This is a genomic window from Dictyoglomus sp. LHC4 (genome assembly GCF_055181355.1).
The window spans coordinates 107,674-121,216 of record NZ_CM143707.1 but is presented as its reverse complement, the minus strand read 5'-3'; the positions used below and the strand labels follow the sequence as shown (position 1 = coordinate 121,216).

At 30.9% G+C, this 13,543-nt stretch carries 17 protein-coding genes and 3 pseudogenes; 8 read left to right on the top strand and 12 right to left on the bottom strand.

Annotated elements, in window-relative coordinates; genetic code table 11:
* Window positions 1-99: 99 nt before the first annotated feature.
* On the top strand, window positions 100-282 hold the full coding sequence (locus ACY3JO_RS00590) for a hypothetical protein (RefSeq protein WP_463084882.1): 183 nt from the start codon (window positions 100-102) through the stop codon (window positions 280-282).
* A gap of 87 nt (window positions 283-369) precedes the next feature.
* Window positions 370-552: pseudogene (locus tag ACY3JO_RS00585) on the top strand (carbohydrate kinase family protein); the annotation flags it as partial.
* 11 nt (window positions 553-563) lie between these two features.
* On the opposite strand, the pseudogene ACY3JO_RS00580 reads toward ACY3JO_RS00585, so the two are convergent.
* The 8 genes and pseudogenes from ACY3JO_RS00580 to ACY3JO_RS00545 form a co-directional block, all read right to left on the bottom strand.
* A pseudogene (locus ACY3JO_RS00580) lies at window positions 564-1,790 on the bottom strand (class II D-tagatose-bisphosphate aldolase non-catalytic subunit).
* Window positions 1,791-2,010: 220 nt separating this feature from the next.
* A pseudogene (locus ACY3JO_RS00575) lies at window positions 2,011-2,859 on the bottom strand (family 4 glycosyl hydrolase).
* Window positions 2,826-3,140, bottom strand: coding sequence for a family 4 glycosyl hydrolase (locus ACY3JO_RS00570; RefSeq protein ID WP_463084881.1), 315 nt, complete (start codon window positions 3,138-3,140; stop codon window positions 2,826-2,828). The pseudogene ACY3JO_RS00575 and the gene ACY3JO_RS00570 overlap by 34 nt, the downstream one beginning before the upstream one ends.
* Before the next feature lie 151 nt (window positions 3,141-3,291).
* The gene (locus ACY3JO_RS00565; RefSeq protein WP_463084880.1) at window positions 3,292-3,987 is read right to left on the bottom strand and encodes a carbohydrate ABC transporter permease; all 696 of its coding nucleotides are present in this window, start codon (window positions 3,985-3,987) and stop codon (window positions 3,292-3,294) included.
* 132 nt (window positions 3,988-4,119) lie between these two features.
* Window positions 4,120-4,365 carry a carbohydrate ABC transporter permease gene (locus ACY3JO_RS00560; protein ID WP_463084879.1) on the bottom strand — a complete coding sequence of 82 codons (246 nt, stop codon included), beginning with the start codon at window positions 4,363-4,365 and terminating at the stop codon, window positions 4,120-4,122.
* Window positions 4,366-4,387: 22 nt separating this feature from the next.
* Window positions 4,388-4,867, bottom strand: coding sequence for a carbohydrate ABC transporter permease (locus tag ACY3JO_RS00555; RefSeq protein ID WP_463084878.1), 480 nt, complete (start codon window positions 4,865-4,867; stop codon window positions 4,388-4,390).
* A gap of 59 nt (window positions 4,868-4,926) precedes the next feature.
* Window positions 4,927-5,694, bottom strand: coding sequence for an extracellular solute-binding protein (locus tag ACY3JO_RS00550; RefSeq protein ID WP_463084877.1), 768 nt, complete (start codon window positions 5,692-5,694; stop codon window positions 4,927-4,929).
* Window positions 5,695-5,897: 203 nt separating this feature from the next.
* Entirely contained in the window at window positions 5,898-6,185 is a 288-nt protein-coding gene (locus ACY3JO_RS00545; RefSeq protein ID WP_463084876.1) for an extracellular solute-binding protein, read from the bottom strand.
* A gap of 205 nt (window positions 6,186-6,390) precedes the next feature.
* On the opposite strand from ACY3JO_RS00545, the gene ACY3JO_RS00540 reads away from it, so the two are divergent.
* Window positions 6,391-7,149: a DeoR/GlpR family DNA-binding transcription regulator gene (locus ACY3JO_RS00540; protein ID WP_463084875.1), complete on the top strand. Its 759-nt coding sequence runs from the start codon at window positions 6,391-6,393 to the stop codon at window positions 7,147-7,149.
* 606 nt (window positions 7,150-7,755) lie between these two features.
* Here ACY3JO_RS00540 and ACY3JO_RS00535 read toward each other — a convergent pair.
* On the bottom strand, window positions 7,756-8,955 hold the full coding sequence (locus ACY3JO_RS00535; protein WP_463084874.1) for a serpin family protein: 1,200 nt from the start codon (window positions 8,953-8,955) through the stop codon (window positions 7,756-7,758).
* A gap of 166 nt (window positions 8,956-9,121) precedes the next feature.
* On the opposite strand from ACY3JO_RS00535, the gene ACY3JO_RS00530 reads away from it, so the two are divergent.
* From ACY3JO_RS00530 to ACY3JO_RS00515, 4 genes are all read left to right on the top strand, one after another.
* Window positions 9,122-9,349, top strand: coding sequence for a hypothetical protein (locus ACY3JO_RS00530; protein WP_463084873.1), 228 nt, complete (start codon window positions 9,122-9,124; stop codon window positions 9,347-9,349).
* A gap of 40 nt (window positions 9,350-9,389) precedes the next feature.
* Entirely contained in the window at window positions 9,390-9,554 is a 165-nt protein-coding gene (locus ACY3JO_RS00525) for a hypothetical protein (RefSeq protein ID WP_463084872.1), read from the top strand.
* 64 nt (window positions 9,555-9,618) lie between these two features.
* Complete coding sequence (locus ACY3JO_RS00520; protein WP_463084871.1) at window positions 9,619-10,218, top strand: hypothetical protein; 600 nt, start codon at window positions 9,619-9,621, stop codon at window positions 10,216-10,218.
* A 234-nt stretch (window positions 10,219-10,452) separates the two neighbouring features.
* Window positions 10,453-10,917, top strand: a complete 465-nt coding sequence (locus ACY3JO_RS00515) for a hypothetical protein (protein WP_463084870.1) — start codon at window positions 10,453-10,455, stop codon at window positions 10,915-10,917.
* Here ACY3JO_RS00515 and ACY3JO_RS00510 read toward each other — a convergent pair.
* The 3 genes from ACY3JO_RS00510 to rbsK form a co-directional block, all read right to left on the bottom strand.
* On the bottom strand, window positions 10,914-11,777 hold the full coding sequence (locus ACY3JO_RS00510; RefSeq protein WP_463085679.1) for an ADP-ribosylglycohydrolase family protein: 864 nt from the start codon (window positions 11,775-11,777) through the stop codon (window positions 10,914-10,916). The genes ACY3JO_RS00515 and ACY3JO_RS00510 overlap by 4 nt on opposite strands.
* Window positions 11,778-11,905: 128 nt before the next feature.
* Window positions 11,906-12,280 carry a hypothetical protein gene (locus ACY3JO_RS00505; RefSeq protein WP_463084869.1) on the bottom strand — a complete coding sequence of 125 codons (375 nt, stop codon included), beginning with the start codon at window positions 12,278-12,280 and terminating at the stop codon, window positions 11,906-11,908.
* 18 nt (window positions 12,281-12,298) lie between these two features.
* A complete protein-coding gene (rbsK, locus tag ACY3JO_RS00500) occupies window positions 12,299-13,231 on the bottom strand; it encodes a ribokinase (RefSeq protein WP_463084868.1) in 933 nt (310 codons plus the stop codon).
* A gap of 106 nt (window positions 13,232-13,337) precedes the next feature.
* Between rbsK and ACY3JO_RS00495 the strand changes: the two genes are divergently transcribed.
* Complete coding sequence (locus ACY3JO_RS00495; protein ID WP_463084867.1) at window positions 13,338-13,523, top strand: hypothetical protein; 186 nt, start codon at window positions 13,338-13,340, stop codon at window positions 13,521-13,523.
* Window positions 13,524-13,543: the final 20 nt, after the last annotated feature.

Sequence of the window (13,543 nt, the reverse complement as noted above, 5' to 3'; positions counted from 1 at the left end):
TTTCCAGAAGATATTACAGAGAATTTGATAAAAAATATAAAATATCTACATATTATGGGATGTTCTTTAGCGATAAGTAAAAATATGAGGGATGCTATAATGAAAGCTGTTGATTTAGCTTATTCTTTTAGAAAAATTATATTTTTCGATCCTAATATTAGGATTGAATTGGATTTATCCCCAGAATATTTAAAAACAGTTCAAAATATACTTTCTAAAGCCAGTACAGTAATGTCTGGAGAGAAGGAAGTTATGACTATAACCAATACTCAGAATATATAAGATGCTTTGAGGGGATTAAGAAAATTTGGAGTCGAGGCAATTATTATAAAGAAATGAAAAAAGTGAGCAGAAACTTATCATAGAGAGGAATATTATAAGGTAGATCCTTATCCAGTGGATGAGGTTGATCCTGCGGGAGCTGGTGACTGTTTTGATGCAGGATTTATAGCAAGTATATTGCAAGGATATGATATAAATAAATCATTGAGACTTGCAAATGTGATTGGAGCTTTAAGCGTAACAAAGAAGGGACCTATGGAGGAGTGTTAGATGGAGAAATTTTAAAGAACTATATAAATTGCATAATGATAGTCATCTAAGGTCTTTTTAATTTCGTATTTTATGATATCTATTGCTGTATTTTTAATTACTCTCTTTCTTATTAGGTAATACTCATCATAGAAATATTGATAAATAATTCGCAAATCTATATTTTCAGAAAGGTTTTCTAATAAAATTTGAATGGCTTTTTTAATTTCAGGAAATTCCCAATAATATCTTATCCTGTCCAATAGGCTATATAAAATATCCATATCAATATTTTCTTCTGTGTAATATTTAGACCAATATTTATTATTCTCCTTCATTACGCGTAGAACAGTTTCTTTAAGATTTGATCTTTTTTCTTTTGGTATCAATTCGTTTTCAATTAAGTTTAAAAGAAATATAGCTCTTCTGAAGGACACAGTAAGAGCAGGGCCAACTTTTAAAATTCTTATTCCATCTTCTACCATCTCTCTTAGATGAGTTTTAGTTTGATAATCAGTGGAATGGGCTTCAATAAATAAATTTTCTTCTCTAACTTTATTTAAAAGATTTAGAACTTTTTTTCTATCATAATCGAAAACCTTATCATTCTCAAAACCTATGCCTAACATTACTACAAACCCTATAATTCTATCCCATATACGGTGAAAATTCTGAAAGGATTTTTTAAGGAAGAAATTGATTTTTTAAATTCATCTACTGAGGTAATTCCTTCTTCTTCACCTCCGCTGGCTACTGGCACATCTGTTCCTACCACGTATACTGGTTTAAAATTTAATCTTTCTGCAACTTCTTCTGCTGCTTCTAAAAGTTCTTTTTCTCTCTGCAATAGTTTCCATATTTAATATGGGAGGATCATCTTCTAAAGGCATGCTACAATCTAAATGTATTTTTTTATATCCATTTTCAATAAATAGTTTAACAAGTTCTTTTGCTTTTTTCATCGCTGAAGAGGCTTTTTCTCCTTGCCAAGGTAGAGGTCCTAAATGGTCTCCTCCTAAGGTAACTCTTTCCTCCTTTATATTCTTTTCTTTTATCAGTCTATGAACAAATTTTTTAAAATCTTCAGGAGTCATTCCTGAGTACCCCCCATGTTGATTTACTTGATGGGGGGTAGCTTCAATTAGTATATAATCATCTTTTTCTTCAGCATATTCTAAGGATGTCTCTATGAAAAAAGAATTTGATGTACATATGGAATATACTCCTTTTTTCCTTAGATAATCCTTGCTAAGCCACATATTTTAATTCCCCCTACTTATTGTCAAACATATCTCCTAAATACTTTTTATGAGCTTCAAATAATTCATCTACCATTTTTTGGATTTTTTCAGGAGGTAAGAGAGAAGAGGCTACTGGGTCCAAGAGAGCAGTATAGTAAATATAGCCTTTATTTCTTTCTAATGCTCTCTTAACTGTTAATCTCTGTACGTTTATTTGTAATAGGTTTAATGATGCAAGTTAGGCTGGAATTTTACCAACATAGGGGGGAGATATGCCATTTCTATCTACGTAGCATGGTACTTCTACCATACAGTCATATGGATAGTTTTCTATAGTTCCTCTATTTCTTACTATACCATAGACTTGTTTAGGCTCATTAGTTTTATATGCATGAATAATCTGAACAGCGTATTCTTTAGAGGTATCTGTATTGTCATCACCATAAAATCTTTTTATTAAATCACATTCTTCTTTTACATTTCTTAAATAATAATTCTTAAAGGTCTCAAATACTTTTTCATTCTCTTCTACTCTTCTTATGTATTCTCTTATAGGAATATTTAGTTTTTTAATTAATTCTTCATCTTTCAAAAAGTAAGGGAAATATTCTGCATTATGCTCTGATGATTCAGTTACAAAATAATGAAATCTTTTTAGAATCTCAAACCTTACAGGATCTTTTTCTCAAATTTCTTTCTTCCCCATTACTTTAAATAGGTAGGGATATAAATTTTCACCTTTTCTTTCAAAAACTAAGACCCATGCCATATGGTTTATTCCAGCAAATTTATAGTTTATTTCTTCTACAGGTACATTAATGTAACTTGCTAATTGTTCAATAGTATATGGTATTGAATGGCACAAACCTATATTTTTAATATTTGATATTTCATTTATGAACCACTGATTCATGGACATAGGATTTGTAAAATTGATAAGTAATGAGTTTGGGGCATATTCCTCAATATTTCTTATTAATTCTTTAAAGAATGGTGCTGTTCTTAGAAATCTCATTATTCCGCCAATACCATGAGTATCACCAATAGTTTGTTTTAATCCATATTTTTCAGGTATATCAAAATCCATATATATATATATGTAGCCTCTTTTCCTCCTATTCGTACCGTATTTATGATATAACTTGAACTTTTTATTGCATCCTTCATTTCCAAATAGCCTTTTACATCCCAATTTAATCTTTTAGTTGCTTTTGTTTCTTCTGCTATTCTTTTTGCCACTTCTAATCTTTCTGGATCTATATCCATTAAGGCGACTTCTAAATCTTTAAATTCTGAAAATAAACTTAAGTCTTTCAGAAGATTTCTTGTGAATACTACACTACCTGCTCCAATAAAACATATTTTCATTTCTATCATCTCCCCTTTTACCATCTCTCTAATTTAAATTTATTTAAGACCACTAAAGATTATTCCTTCTATGAAGCTCTTTTGAGTAAATAAGAATAAAATGATTGGTGGAAGCGATGCTATAACGCCTCCTGCCATTATAACTCCCCAATTACTGAAATATTGACCTTGTAGTAGGGCTATTGCTATTGGAATGGTTCTCTTTTCTGGAGAAGTAATAACTATGAGAGGCCATAGGAACAAATTCCAACCATATTATAAATACTAAAAGACTAAAGGACAAAGTTACAGGTTTTGACAAAGGCATCATAATATTCCATAGTATTCTCCATACACTTGCACCGTCTACAATTGCAGCCTCTTCCATTTCGATGGGTAGAGAAAGAAAATGCTGTCTATAAAGAAATATACCAAATACACTAAATATTTCTAAAAGGATTACTCCAGTTAAGGTGTTTACTAATCCTAAGTTTCTTAAAATAATATATTTTGGTATAAGGAGTACAATTCCAGGTAGCATAATCACTGAAAGAAATATTAGGAAAATAGCATTTTTAAATGGAAAATAAAGTCTTGCAAACGCATAATCTGCTATAGAACAAAGAAATATTTGGAAAAATACCAAGGACAAGGTTACAAAGAGAGAGTTTAAAAAATATCTACCGAAATCTAATTCTACAAATATTTCTTTATAGTTATCAATAATAGGATTATGTGGGAAAAAATGAGGTGGAACTGAGGATGCTTCCTCTATAGTCATAAGGGATACCGCTATCATAAACCAGTATGGAATAAACATAATGATAGCTCCAATTAATAGAATTAATGATATGATTTTTTTACTCATAATGAACCCACCTCTTTTGAAGTTTGAATTGGATAATTGTTAAGATAAGAAGAATGAAATAAAGAGCCCAAGAGAGAGCTGAGCCATAACCCATTCGGAACCAATTAAATCCATTTCTATAAATATAATATACTAAGGTGTGTGTAGAATAACCGGACCACCACGGGTCATAATAAATACGCCTTCAAACATCTGTACTGCACCTATAATCTGCATAATAAGTACAAAAAATATGATAGGAGTCATTAAAGGCAAGGTGATATGTAGTAAGATATCTTTTTTAGAAGCTCCGTCAAGTTCTGCAGCCTCATAGTATGTTTTTGGTATATTTTGAAGTCCTGCTAAGAATAAAATTATGTTGTAGCTTAATCCCCCCATATACCTGCTAAGGCTAAAGAAATTAAAGCTGTCTTAGGATCTGACAACCAATAAATTTTTTAAATCCTAAAAAGCCAAGTAAAGTATTGAAGAGGCCATACTCAGGGTTGTAAAACCATACCCATACAAAGCTTATAGCTACAGAGGAAGTTACTGTAGGCATAAAATAAAATAGTCTTAATATTCTTATAAATCTTGTATTTTGATTAAGGCCAACTGCGATAAGGAAACTTAATATTAAAACAGGAGGCACCACATATAAAGTATATAAGAATGAATTTTTTAATGAGGTCCAAAATACTTTATCTTGGAGCATTTTTTTATAATTATCAAGTCCAACAAATTCTGGAGGGGATATAGCATCATATTTTGAAAGAGCAAGTTTAAAGGATATACCAAAGGGAATATAATAAGCTAATAGAGCAAATATTAAAGAAAGAGAGACAAAAAGAAAAAAATATAATCCCTGCGTACTTCTCTTAATACCTCCAAGTTCCCTCATAAAAAACCTCCTAAAATAAAATATGGGGGGAAGTTAAAACTTCCCCCACTTTTTGTATTTTACTGACCTCTTGCTTTAGTTATGATCTCGTTTATTTCTTGTACAGCTTGTTTAAGACCATCTTCTACCGGTAGTCTTCCACTTATAATTTCCTGGAGATAATAGCTTTCCCACTTAGAAAACCATTCGCTTCCTCCTTCTGCTTGTGGCCATGGATTCGTAAATTTTACAGAATCAATAAATACCTGAGCATCCTTTTCCTTTCCGAATTTCTTAAATCCTTCTACCCAGAGCTTATCTGCACCTTTATAGGCTGGGATTACAGCTCCAGTCTTTCCAAGTATTTCAGCTGCTTCTTTTCCAGCCAACCACTTTACAAAGGTCCAAGCAGCTTCTAAATTTTTAGTCTTGCTCCAAATCACATTACCTAAGGAATTTGATATAGTAGCCCTCTTACCCAATTTAGATTTTGGAAGCATGGCTATCCCAAAATTAAAGGCTTTGATATTTTGGGCATAATATCCAAGCATACATGATCCACCAAAATTCATAGCACTTCTTCCAGACATAAATAGATCTTCTGATACAGCTCCGGGGTCAGGTGCAAAGCCCTTTTCAGTTAATTCTTTTGCAAAAGAAACTGCTTCTCCTGCTTGAGGGGAATCTAAAACTGCTTTTCCATCTTTATCTATTATTGTTCCATCAAGAGAGAAAATCAATGGAAATATAAATCCTTGAGATGTAGTTAATGCTCCGCCATGAGCAGTAACACCATATCTTAATACAGATCCCTTTGCATCCTTTTTAGTTAACTTTTCAGCAGCCATTTTCACATCACCCCAAGTCTAGTTAGTATCTGGATATTTCATTTTAGCTTCATCAAAAGCTTTTTTGTTAAAATATATAGCAATAGTATCGTAATCTCTTGAGAGGGAATAATATCTTCCATTTACATCGTGAAGTTTAAGAATTCCAGATGGGTAGGCATTGAGAATGACTTTATCTCTTTTAATGAGTGGGGTAAGTTCTGCTATGACTTTCTAGCAATGTAGTCTCTCAAATTAACACCATTCATAGTGAAAACATCCCAACAATCTCCACCTGCCAACATAGTTTGTAACTTAGTCCAATAATCTCCCCATGGTAAATGCTCAAGTTTTACTTTAATATTAGGATATTTCTTTTCAAAAGCAGAAATTTGTGCTTTAATTCCATCTATCTGTTCACTCATCCAAACTCCATACCTAATTGTTACTGTTTCTTGACCAAAAGAAGCAGCAATTAAAAGTAGAGAAATAATAGTGATAAGGAGAATCAAGGCTTTTTTTCATTTAGAACACCTCCCTTTATCTTTTGTTTACAATTTTATCACTTTTGGTCCTATATGTCAACATATTATGATCATAAAGGATAAAAATTTATAAAATAAAGAGGATTTTTATTCTCTTTACAATCATTTTTTATTCAAATATAATAGAAAAAAGCCATTTTAAATACTTCTTATAGAATGGGGTTTTATTGATATGAAAGAATATAGATTTAATAAAATAATTAAGCTTATTAGAGAAAGAGGATATATCACTGTTCCTGAAATAGCTAAGGAACTTGGTATCTCTGAGATAACTGTAAGAAGAGATTTAAGATTTTTAGAAGGTCAAGGATTGATAAAGAGAGTAAGAGGAGGAGCTACCCTTACAGGAATTACTTCTGAAAATTCCTTTTTTGTTAAATTGGAAGAAAATAAAGAGGCTAAAAAAGAAATAGGTAAAAAGGCCTTATCCTTATTAAAAGATGGGGCAGTAATTGCCTTGAGTGGAGGAACAACCATATATTATATGGTACAAGCTTTAGATGAAAGCCCTATATCTGATCTTACTATTTTAACTAACTCTATAACTTCTGCTTGGGCTGTTATTAATCTGAGGAAATCTTTTAAACTTATACACTCTGGAGGTACTACAAAGGAGAAATCTTTTGAATGTATAGGTGGACATGTTATAAAATTTTTTCAAGAGATAGGAAAGATTGATTTTTACTTTTTAGGAGCAAATGGTGTTGATATAAAAAGTGGTATTACCTTTTTTGATATGGAAGAAGCAGAGGTTGCAAAAACTATAATATTAAAGACAGACAAGGTGGTTTTATTGGCAGATAGTAGTAAATTTGCTACTTCTGCACCCTTCCGTGTATGTACGCTTGAAAAGATAGATTATATTGTTACGGATATAATACCTGATGAGTTCAAAAATATTCCTGATTGGCATTTAAAGTTTATTGTATAATTTTAGACAATTATGGATTGAAGGATAAGGGTTTATTTGTGAAGTAGAAGATATATTAAATTTAATTGGCGAATTGAAGGATGGAAGTGAACAGACGAAAAATTTAGAAGGTTTATTAAGCAAGATAAATAGCCTTTGGAAACAACGTGGTAAAAATACATGGCCTATCGGAAGTGTTTCACAACTTAGAGAATATATTGTTCAACTTGGGAAAAAAATACGATAATGAAAGGGTTTTTGGGTTATATGCTATTGGCAAAGGCGATATTCAACCTTTGATTGAGCAAATAATTGGAAGTAAGTATAAATAAAGTCTTTTATTGCCTATTGATAGTGTAGATATTGGGAATGTTATTAAATTGATAAGAGAATAGCAGAAGCTATATCTAAACAGAGCATAGAGGATGAAAATAAGTAGGAAAAATCAGAGAAACCCTAGACAAAAGATGAACTTTTAGAGTTTTTGAAAGCAAAAGAGGTTGCGGTGGCACGTGGAGAATTAGAGCTTAGAAGAAAACTGTTGTGTAAAGAGAATTTTATTTTATAGAAAGCTATTGGAATAAATCAGAAAGAGATTAAGTGTATATGTTAAAAGTGAAATTTTATTTAAGGCTCTACAAATCTTCCCATAAAGAGCATGGTATTTGTTTTTATATCACGAATAATAAACATAAAGGGTCTGTCTGCCTTAAATACAGTAATTTGAGGAGCTATAGCCTTTGTCCCCATAATTACTGCAGTAGCTGCTGCAGCTTCTGTACCTTCTTCATTTACCTCAATAAAGGATTGATGTATTACTTTACTTATATAAAGATCTTTACTTCCTGTCATTCCTGAAAAATCTGCAAGCATCATATCAAAAGCATCGCTCATACCAAGTTCAATTAGAGGTTTATTCAATAGGTATCTCTTCTCCATTTTAAATTTTGGTATACATACATCAACCTTTTCCTGTGTTAAGGTTGATAACAATTTATTAACTCTTTCTATGGAAAGTTCTTTCTCAAAATCAGAAAGACTTATGCCTTCCTTAGGTAAGAATATAACCATGGATAATTCATTTCCAGAATATGGTAATTCTAAAACTTGTACTTTATCATCTTCAGTATAATTAAATTGTCCTTCCTGATGCATCATTGGCACATTTACCTTCTTTTTGTTCTCTAAATTAAATGGCATATCTCTTGTTTCTTTAGGATCAAATTGATTTTGCCATTTTCCCTTAAAATAGATGGCATTAACAAGTATAAGCCGTGTTAGTGCAGAAAGATCTTCTGGATGTATTAAATTTTTAATTTTATTGTTTGTTTTATCTTCTACCCATTTATTTATAGATAATCTTGCTTTTTCTCTGTTTTCTTCATCTACAAAATCAACCTCATTAAATCCTGCTGAATAATATTTGTTTAACAGACTTATAAATTCACTTTTGAAAGGATAATTAGATTGCCCCCAAAGAGAGTTGGCAATAGCCAACTGGTAACTTTTGTTGGGTCTATTAAAGTATGCATTTAAGGAAGAAAAAGCTTTGTGAAGATCATCTTGAGGAAGGTTAAAATACAATACTTTAGCCATTTGTTTTTCTGTATTTCCTCGTGCTCCTGCGTATGTCATAGCTAAAGCAGATGATATGCTATAGGGTGATATAAATATATTTCCATTTTCTTCAGAGATTAACTTTTTATAAAGATCTATACCAAATGCATTATTGCTTGATGATATGGATACTACATTATTATCATTGGAGAAAGTAAATGAAAATATCAAAAGGAAAAGAATGGAAAAGACTATAAATCTCCTTTTCATAATATACCTCCTAATGGGAGATAATTTTGTCTCTCAATAGTATGACATGATTTTTAATAAATGGCAAATTAAGTAATATTTAGAAAATTAATGGATTGAAAGTCCTCTTTTTGTTATGGTATTCTATGTTAATGCTGTTTTATAAAATAGACGGAGGATATAAGAAATGATTGTTCGAAAATTCTCAGTTAATCAATATTCTATATCAGTATTACTTTATTGGATTCAATCTGGTAAAGTGGCAGTTCCTGAAATGTTACGACCTTTTGTTTGGGAATCTACTCAAGTTAGAGATTTTATAGATTCATTATATAAGGGTAATCCTGTGGGATATATTATTCGGCAAAATCCAAATGTGAAATCTAAGGATGGGACATTATCAATCAAAGGGTAAAAAGATATTAATAGATGGACAATAAAGGGTTACAGCTCTTATGACCGCAATTTTAGGTAAAGAGATAGTAGATAAAGACTACAGGAAGAAAAGAATTAGAATAGCTTTTAATCCCAGGAAAAAGATATTTGAAGTAACAAATACAGCTATAGAAAAGAATAAAGAATGGATCCTATATATTTCAAAGGTTTTTTTTAGATTTTAATTTTTTAAAGTTAGTAGAAGAATATGTTTCGTCTAATACTGATGTGATTAAAGATGATATATTTTTGTCTCTTGATGCTCTAAGAAGTATAGTTAATGTACCTGTAGGAGTTATTGAATTAAATTCAGAATTGGATTTAGAAGAAATCACAGAGATATTTATTAGAATGAATTCAAAAGGTACCCAGTCTAATCAATTCGATTTTGCTATGTCGAAGTTTGCCGTCAATGATAAATATGGGGGAGATATCATTCTTAAGACTATAGATTATTTTTGTAATTTGACTAAAAACCCGGAATTTTATAATGAAATTTTTAAAAATGATAAAGAGTTTGCTGATACGGAATATTTTAAAAAGATGGCATGGCTTGGAGAAGACAAAGGAGATTTATATGACCCATCATATGTGGATTTGTTGAGAACTATATTTACTTATAAACTTAAAAGGGGTAGATTACAAGATTTAGTTGCTTTACTATCTGGAAGAGACTTTAAAACCAAGGAATATAAAGAAGAGATAATAGAAGATACTATAAACAAATTTAGAGAAGGACTATTTGATTATATAAAAGAGAATAATTTTAAGAAATTTATTATTATAATTAGGTCTGAAGGTTTCATAGATAGTTCTATGATAAGAGCATATAACCCGTTAGATTTTTAATATGATTTATTTGTTACATTAAAGGAGAAAGGGATACACCCTGCTAAAATAGAATCTTATGTAAGGAAATGGTTTGTTATATCTATACTAACATCAAGGTATTCAGGATCATCTGATTCTCAATTTGATGAAGATATTAAAAGATTAGAGGAGAGTAATCCTGAGGAATTTATAAATAATATTTTTACTTCAGAACTTTCAGATTCTTTTTGGAGTGTTACACTACCAGAGAGTATGATTACTTCAAGCGATTATCCTTATTTTCAGGTTTTTCTTGCAGCTCAAGTAAAGATGAAAGATAAAGGTTTCTTGTCAAAGGATATTACTGTTGAAGATCTTATTTCTATAAAGGGAGATGTGCATCATATATTTCCTAAAGATTATCTAAAAAAGATCGGGTTTAGTGATCGAAAGGAATATAATGAAATAGCTAATTACGTTATGGCCCAGTCAGAGATAAATTTGGCTATAGGAAATAAACCCCCCAAAGAGTATATAAAGGAGCTTATATATCAATACAAGACTAAGAATTTGAAATACGGAGGTATAGATAATCTTGATGATCTTGTAGAAAACTTTAAGATGCATTGCATATCTATAAGTATTCTTGAAGATAATGATATGTATTACTTAAGTTTTCTACAAGAGAGAAGAAAGTTGATGGCACAGAAAATTAGAGAATATTTTGAAATGCTCTAAGTTGAATTTTGTATCTTTTTAACTATATCCAGTGTTTCCTTAGCAAGATCAGAAATTTTAAAAATATTATAGCCAGATACATCTGACTCTACTGTGTTATTTAAGGGTTTTATCCAGTATTCTGGAAGATTTTTAGCTCCATATATTGCTCCTAAGATGGAACCTACTGTTGCCCCATTACAATCGGTATCAAGTCCACAAGAGACAGCATTTGTTATTCCTTTTTCAAATGAAAGGTTGCCATACAAAAGGGATGCAAATACAATTTGGGCATTTGATAGAACATGACACCAATTATGCCAATATTCTTCGTTTTTCCTATTTTTCTCGTAGGTTTCATAAATATAATCTCTTACCTTCTCAAAAGATTTTCCCTCTTTCTTAAAGCTAAGGATTTTTTCAATGAATTCATAAGATCTACTCTTTTTAGGTATAAAAGAGAGACCAACTTTTATGATTTCTTCTATGTTATCCGATACAAAAGCCCAGGAAAGTGAAGATGCCACAAACATTTCCCCATAGATTCCATTTTTTACATGCAATACACATGCATCTCTAAATGCAAATTCGGCTGATCTTTTAGGATTTCCTGGATTTATATATCCCCAAAAATCTGCCCTTATTTGAGCACCAATCCATTCTCTATAAGGGTTTCTAAATTCTCCCGATTTTGGAGGCATAATTAGGTTTACAAGATTCTGATAAGCAACTCTTTCTGCAGTATAAGTGTGAAATATGGGAAGATTAAAAAGCCATGATTCAGCCACATCTTCAGATGTAAAGTTTTCTCCATAATTCTTAAAAATATAAAGTCCAAGAATAGTGTAATTTATATCATCATCTTCAATCATATGGTCAATTTTATTAATCCATCCTCGCCACTTTACATCCTCGATTCCATATTTTTCTTTTATCTCTTTATCAACATCCGAAGAGAGATACTTTTTTATTGGAAAATTATTGGTATCTTTTTAAAAAATTCCATATTTTATTCACGAGGCCATCCTTCTATAGGTTTTCCTAATAGGCATCCTGCCATTCTTCCTAAGTAAGCTCCATAAATTTTGTCTAAAAGTTTATTATCAGGAATTATTTTTACTCTATAATTTTCCCCGTCTTTACTAGCCTCTTTAAATATTTCTTCCAATTTTGAGGGTTCATTATATGTGTAATCCTTTCTTATTGGAATAGCTTGAATCTTGTCTAAAAGCTTCTTGGTTTTCTTTTCTCTTTTTTCCCAATCTTTTATTTTTGATATATTTTCAATTTCTTCCTTTAAGAAAGATAAATCTCTTCCTTCATCAGTGCTTTGTAACACCTCTACTTTTAATCTCTCATAATAAGATAAATAAAATTTTTGCATGTTTCAATTTCCTTCAAATCAATTGGAATATTCTTTTAAAAATCTTTCTACCTCTTCCCTATAAGGCATAGAAGAAGCAGCACCTATTTTTGTTACACTTAATCCAGCAACTACACTGGCAAAAATCACAGAAGAAATTAAATCTTTTCCTTCTGAAAGAGCTACCGCAAGTCCTCCATTAAAAGCATCACCAGCACCTGTTGTATCTACAACTTCCATTTTGAAGGATGGTATATGTTTACATTCTCTATTTGTTACTACAAAAGCACCATCTTTTCCAAGGGTAACAATTACTCCTTTTACTCCGTAAGAAATTAATTCTCTTGATGCTTTCTCCACATCTTCTAAGGTTTCTATTTTTATTCCTGTTATAATCTCTAATTCATTTCTATTAGGAGTTACAATATCAGCTTTCTCTATGATATTTTTATCTAAATTTCTTGCAGGAGCAGGATTCAATATTGATAATGGCTTATCTTTTCTGAACACTAAATCTAATACATAGGATACTGTTTCTATAGGGATTTCTAATTGTAACAGGATTACATCTGAATTCATAATAATATCTTTTACTTCTTTTATTTGCTCAATAGTAACCCCCATGTTTGCCCCAGGAGCTACCACAATCATATTTTCTCCTGTCTTATCATCTACTAAAATTAGTGCTATACCAGTGTGGGTCTTATCTGTTACCTTTAGATAGTCTATTTTTACGTTCTCTTTTAATAAGAAATCTTTTGCCATTTCTCCAAAGTTATCATTACCTACGCATCCTATAAAGTATACTTCTGCTCCTAATCTTGCAGAACATATTGCTTGGTTTGATCCTTTTCCGCCAGGTCCCATTATAAAAGGACCTCCTAAAACTGTCTCACCTGGTCTTGGAAGATGAGGGGCTTTGGAAACAAGATCAGTATTGTAGCTTCCTATGACTGTTATTCTTTTTCTCATAAAAGATCCTCCATTGTTTATAATCTATTTAATGTTTATTATATAATGAAGAAAATCATTATTGTTCTTTTAATAATTTTAATTTTTCTTTTGAGTTTTGATATATTTGCAAAAGGTAAAGGAAGTACTTCCTCTTAAATTACACCAATCATGGGTTGAGCTACTTTTGAAAAAACAAGTAAAAGTTTCGGAAATGGCTTATTCTGCTACATTTATAAATTCAGCTTTTAAAACAATAGATGAAATTTGGGTAACTCGAATATTTGTTTCTATTATGGAGAATTTTTATTGATCATTAAATAGATACATTAT

What these genes read in the sequence shown, in the direction of transcription:
- ACY3JO_RS00590 (WP_463084882.1), top strand. Translation starts at nt 100, where the DNA reads ATGAAAGCTGTTGATTTAGCTTATTCTTTTAGAAAAATTATATTTTTC.
- ACY3JO_RS00570 (WP_463084881.1), bottom strand. Translation starts at nt 3,140, where the DNA reads ATGAAAATATGTTTTATTGGAGCAGGTAGTGTAGTATTCACAAGAAAT.
- ACY3JO_RS00565 (WP_463084880.1), bottom strand. Translation starts at nt 3,987, where the DNA reads ATGAGTAAAAAAATCATATCATTAATTCTATTAATTGGAGCTATCATT.
- ACY3JO_RS00560 (WP_463084879.1), bottom strand. Translation starts at nt 4,365, where the DNA reads ATGGGGGGATTAAGCTACAACATAATTTTATTCTTAGCAGGACTTCAA.
- ACY3JO_RS00555 (WP_463084878.1), bottom strand. Translation starts at nt 4,867, where the DNA reads ATGAGGGAACTTGGAGGTATTAAGAGAAGTACGCAGGGATTATATTTT.
- ACY3JO_RS00550 (WP_463084877.1), bottom strand. Translation starts at nt 5,694, where the DNA reads ATGGCTGCTGAAAAGTTAACTAAAAAGGATGCAAAGGGATCTGTATTA.
- ACY3JO_RS00540 (WP_463084875.1), top strand. Translation starts at nt 6,391, where the DNA reads ATGAAAGAATATAGATTTAATAAAATAATTAAGCTTATTAGAGAAAGA.
- ACY3JO_RS00535 (WP_463084874.1), bottom strand. Translation starts at nt 8,955, where the DNA reads ATGAAAAGGAGATTTATAGTCTTTTCCATTCTTTTCCTTTTGATATTT.
- ACY3JO_RS00530 (WP_463084873.1), top strand. Translation starts at nt 9,122, where the DNA reads ATGATTGTTCGAAAATTCTCAGTTAATCAATATTCTATATCAGTATTA.
- ACY3JO_RS00525 (WP_463084872.1), top strand. Translation starts at nt 9,390, where the DNA reads ATGACCGCAATTTTAGGTAAAGAGATAGTAGATAAAGACTACAGGAAG.
- ACY3JO_RS00515 (WP_463084870.1), top strand. Translation starts at nt 10,453, where the DNA reads ATGATTACTTCAAGCGATTATCCTTATTTTCAGGTTTTTCTTGCAGCT.
- ACY3JO_RS00505 (WP_463084869.1), bottom strand. Translation starts at nt 12,280, where the DNA reads ATGCAAAAATTTTATTTATCTTATTATGAGAGATTAAAAGTAGAGGTG.
- rbsK (WP_463084868.1), bottom strand. Translation starts at nt 13,231, where the DNA reads ATGAGAAAAAGAATAACAGTCATAGGAAGCTACAATACTGATCTTGTT.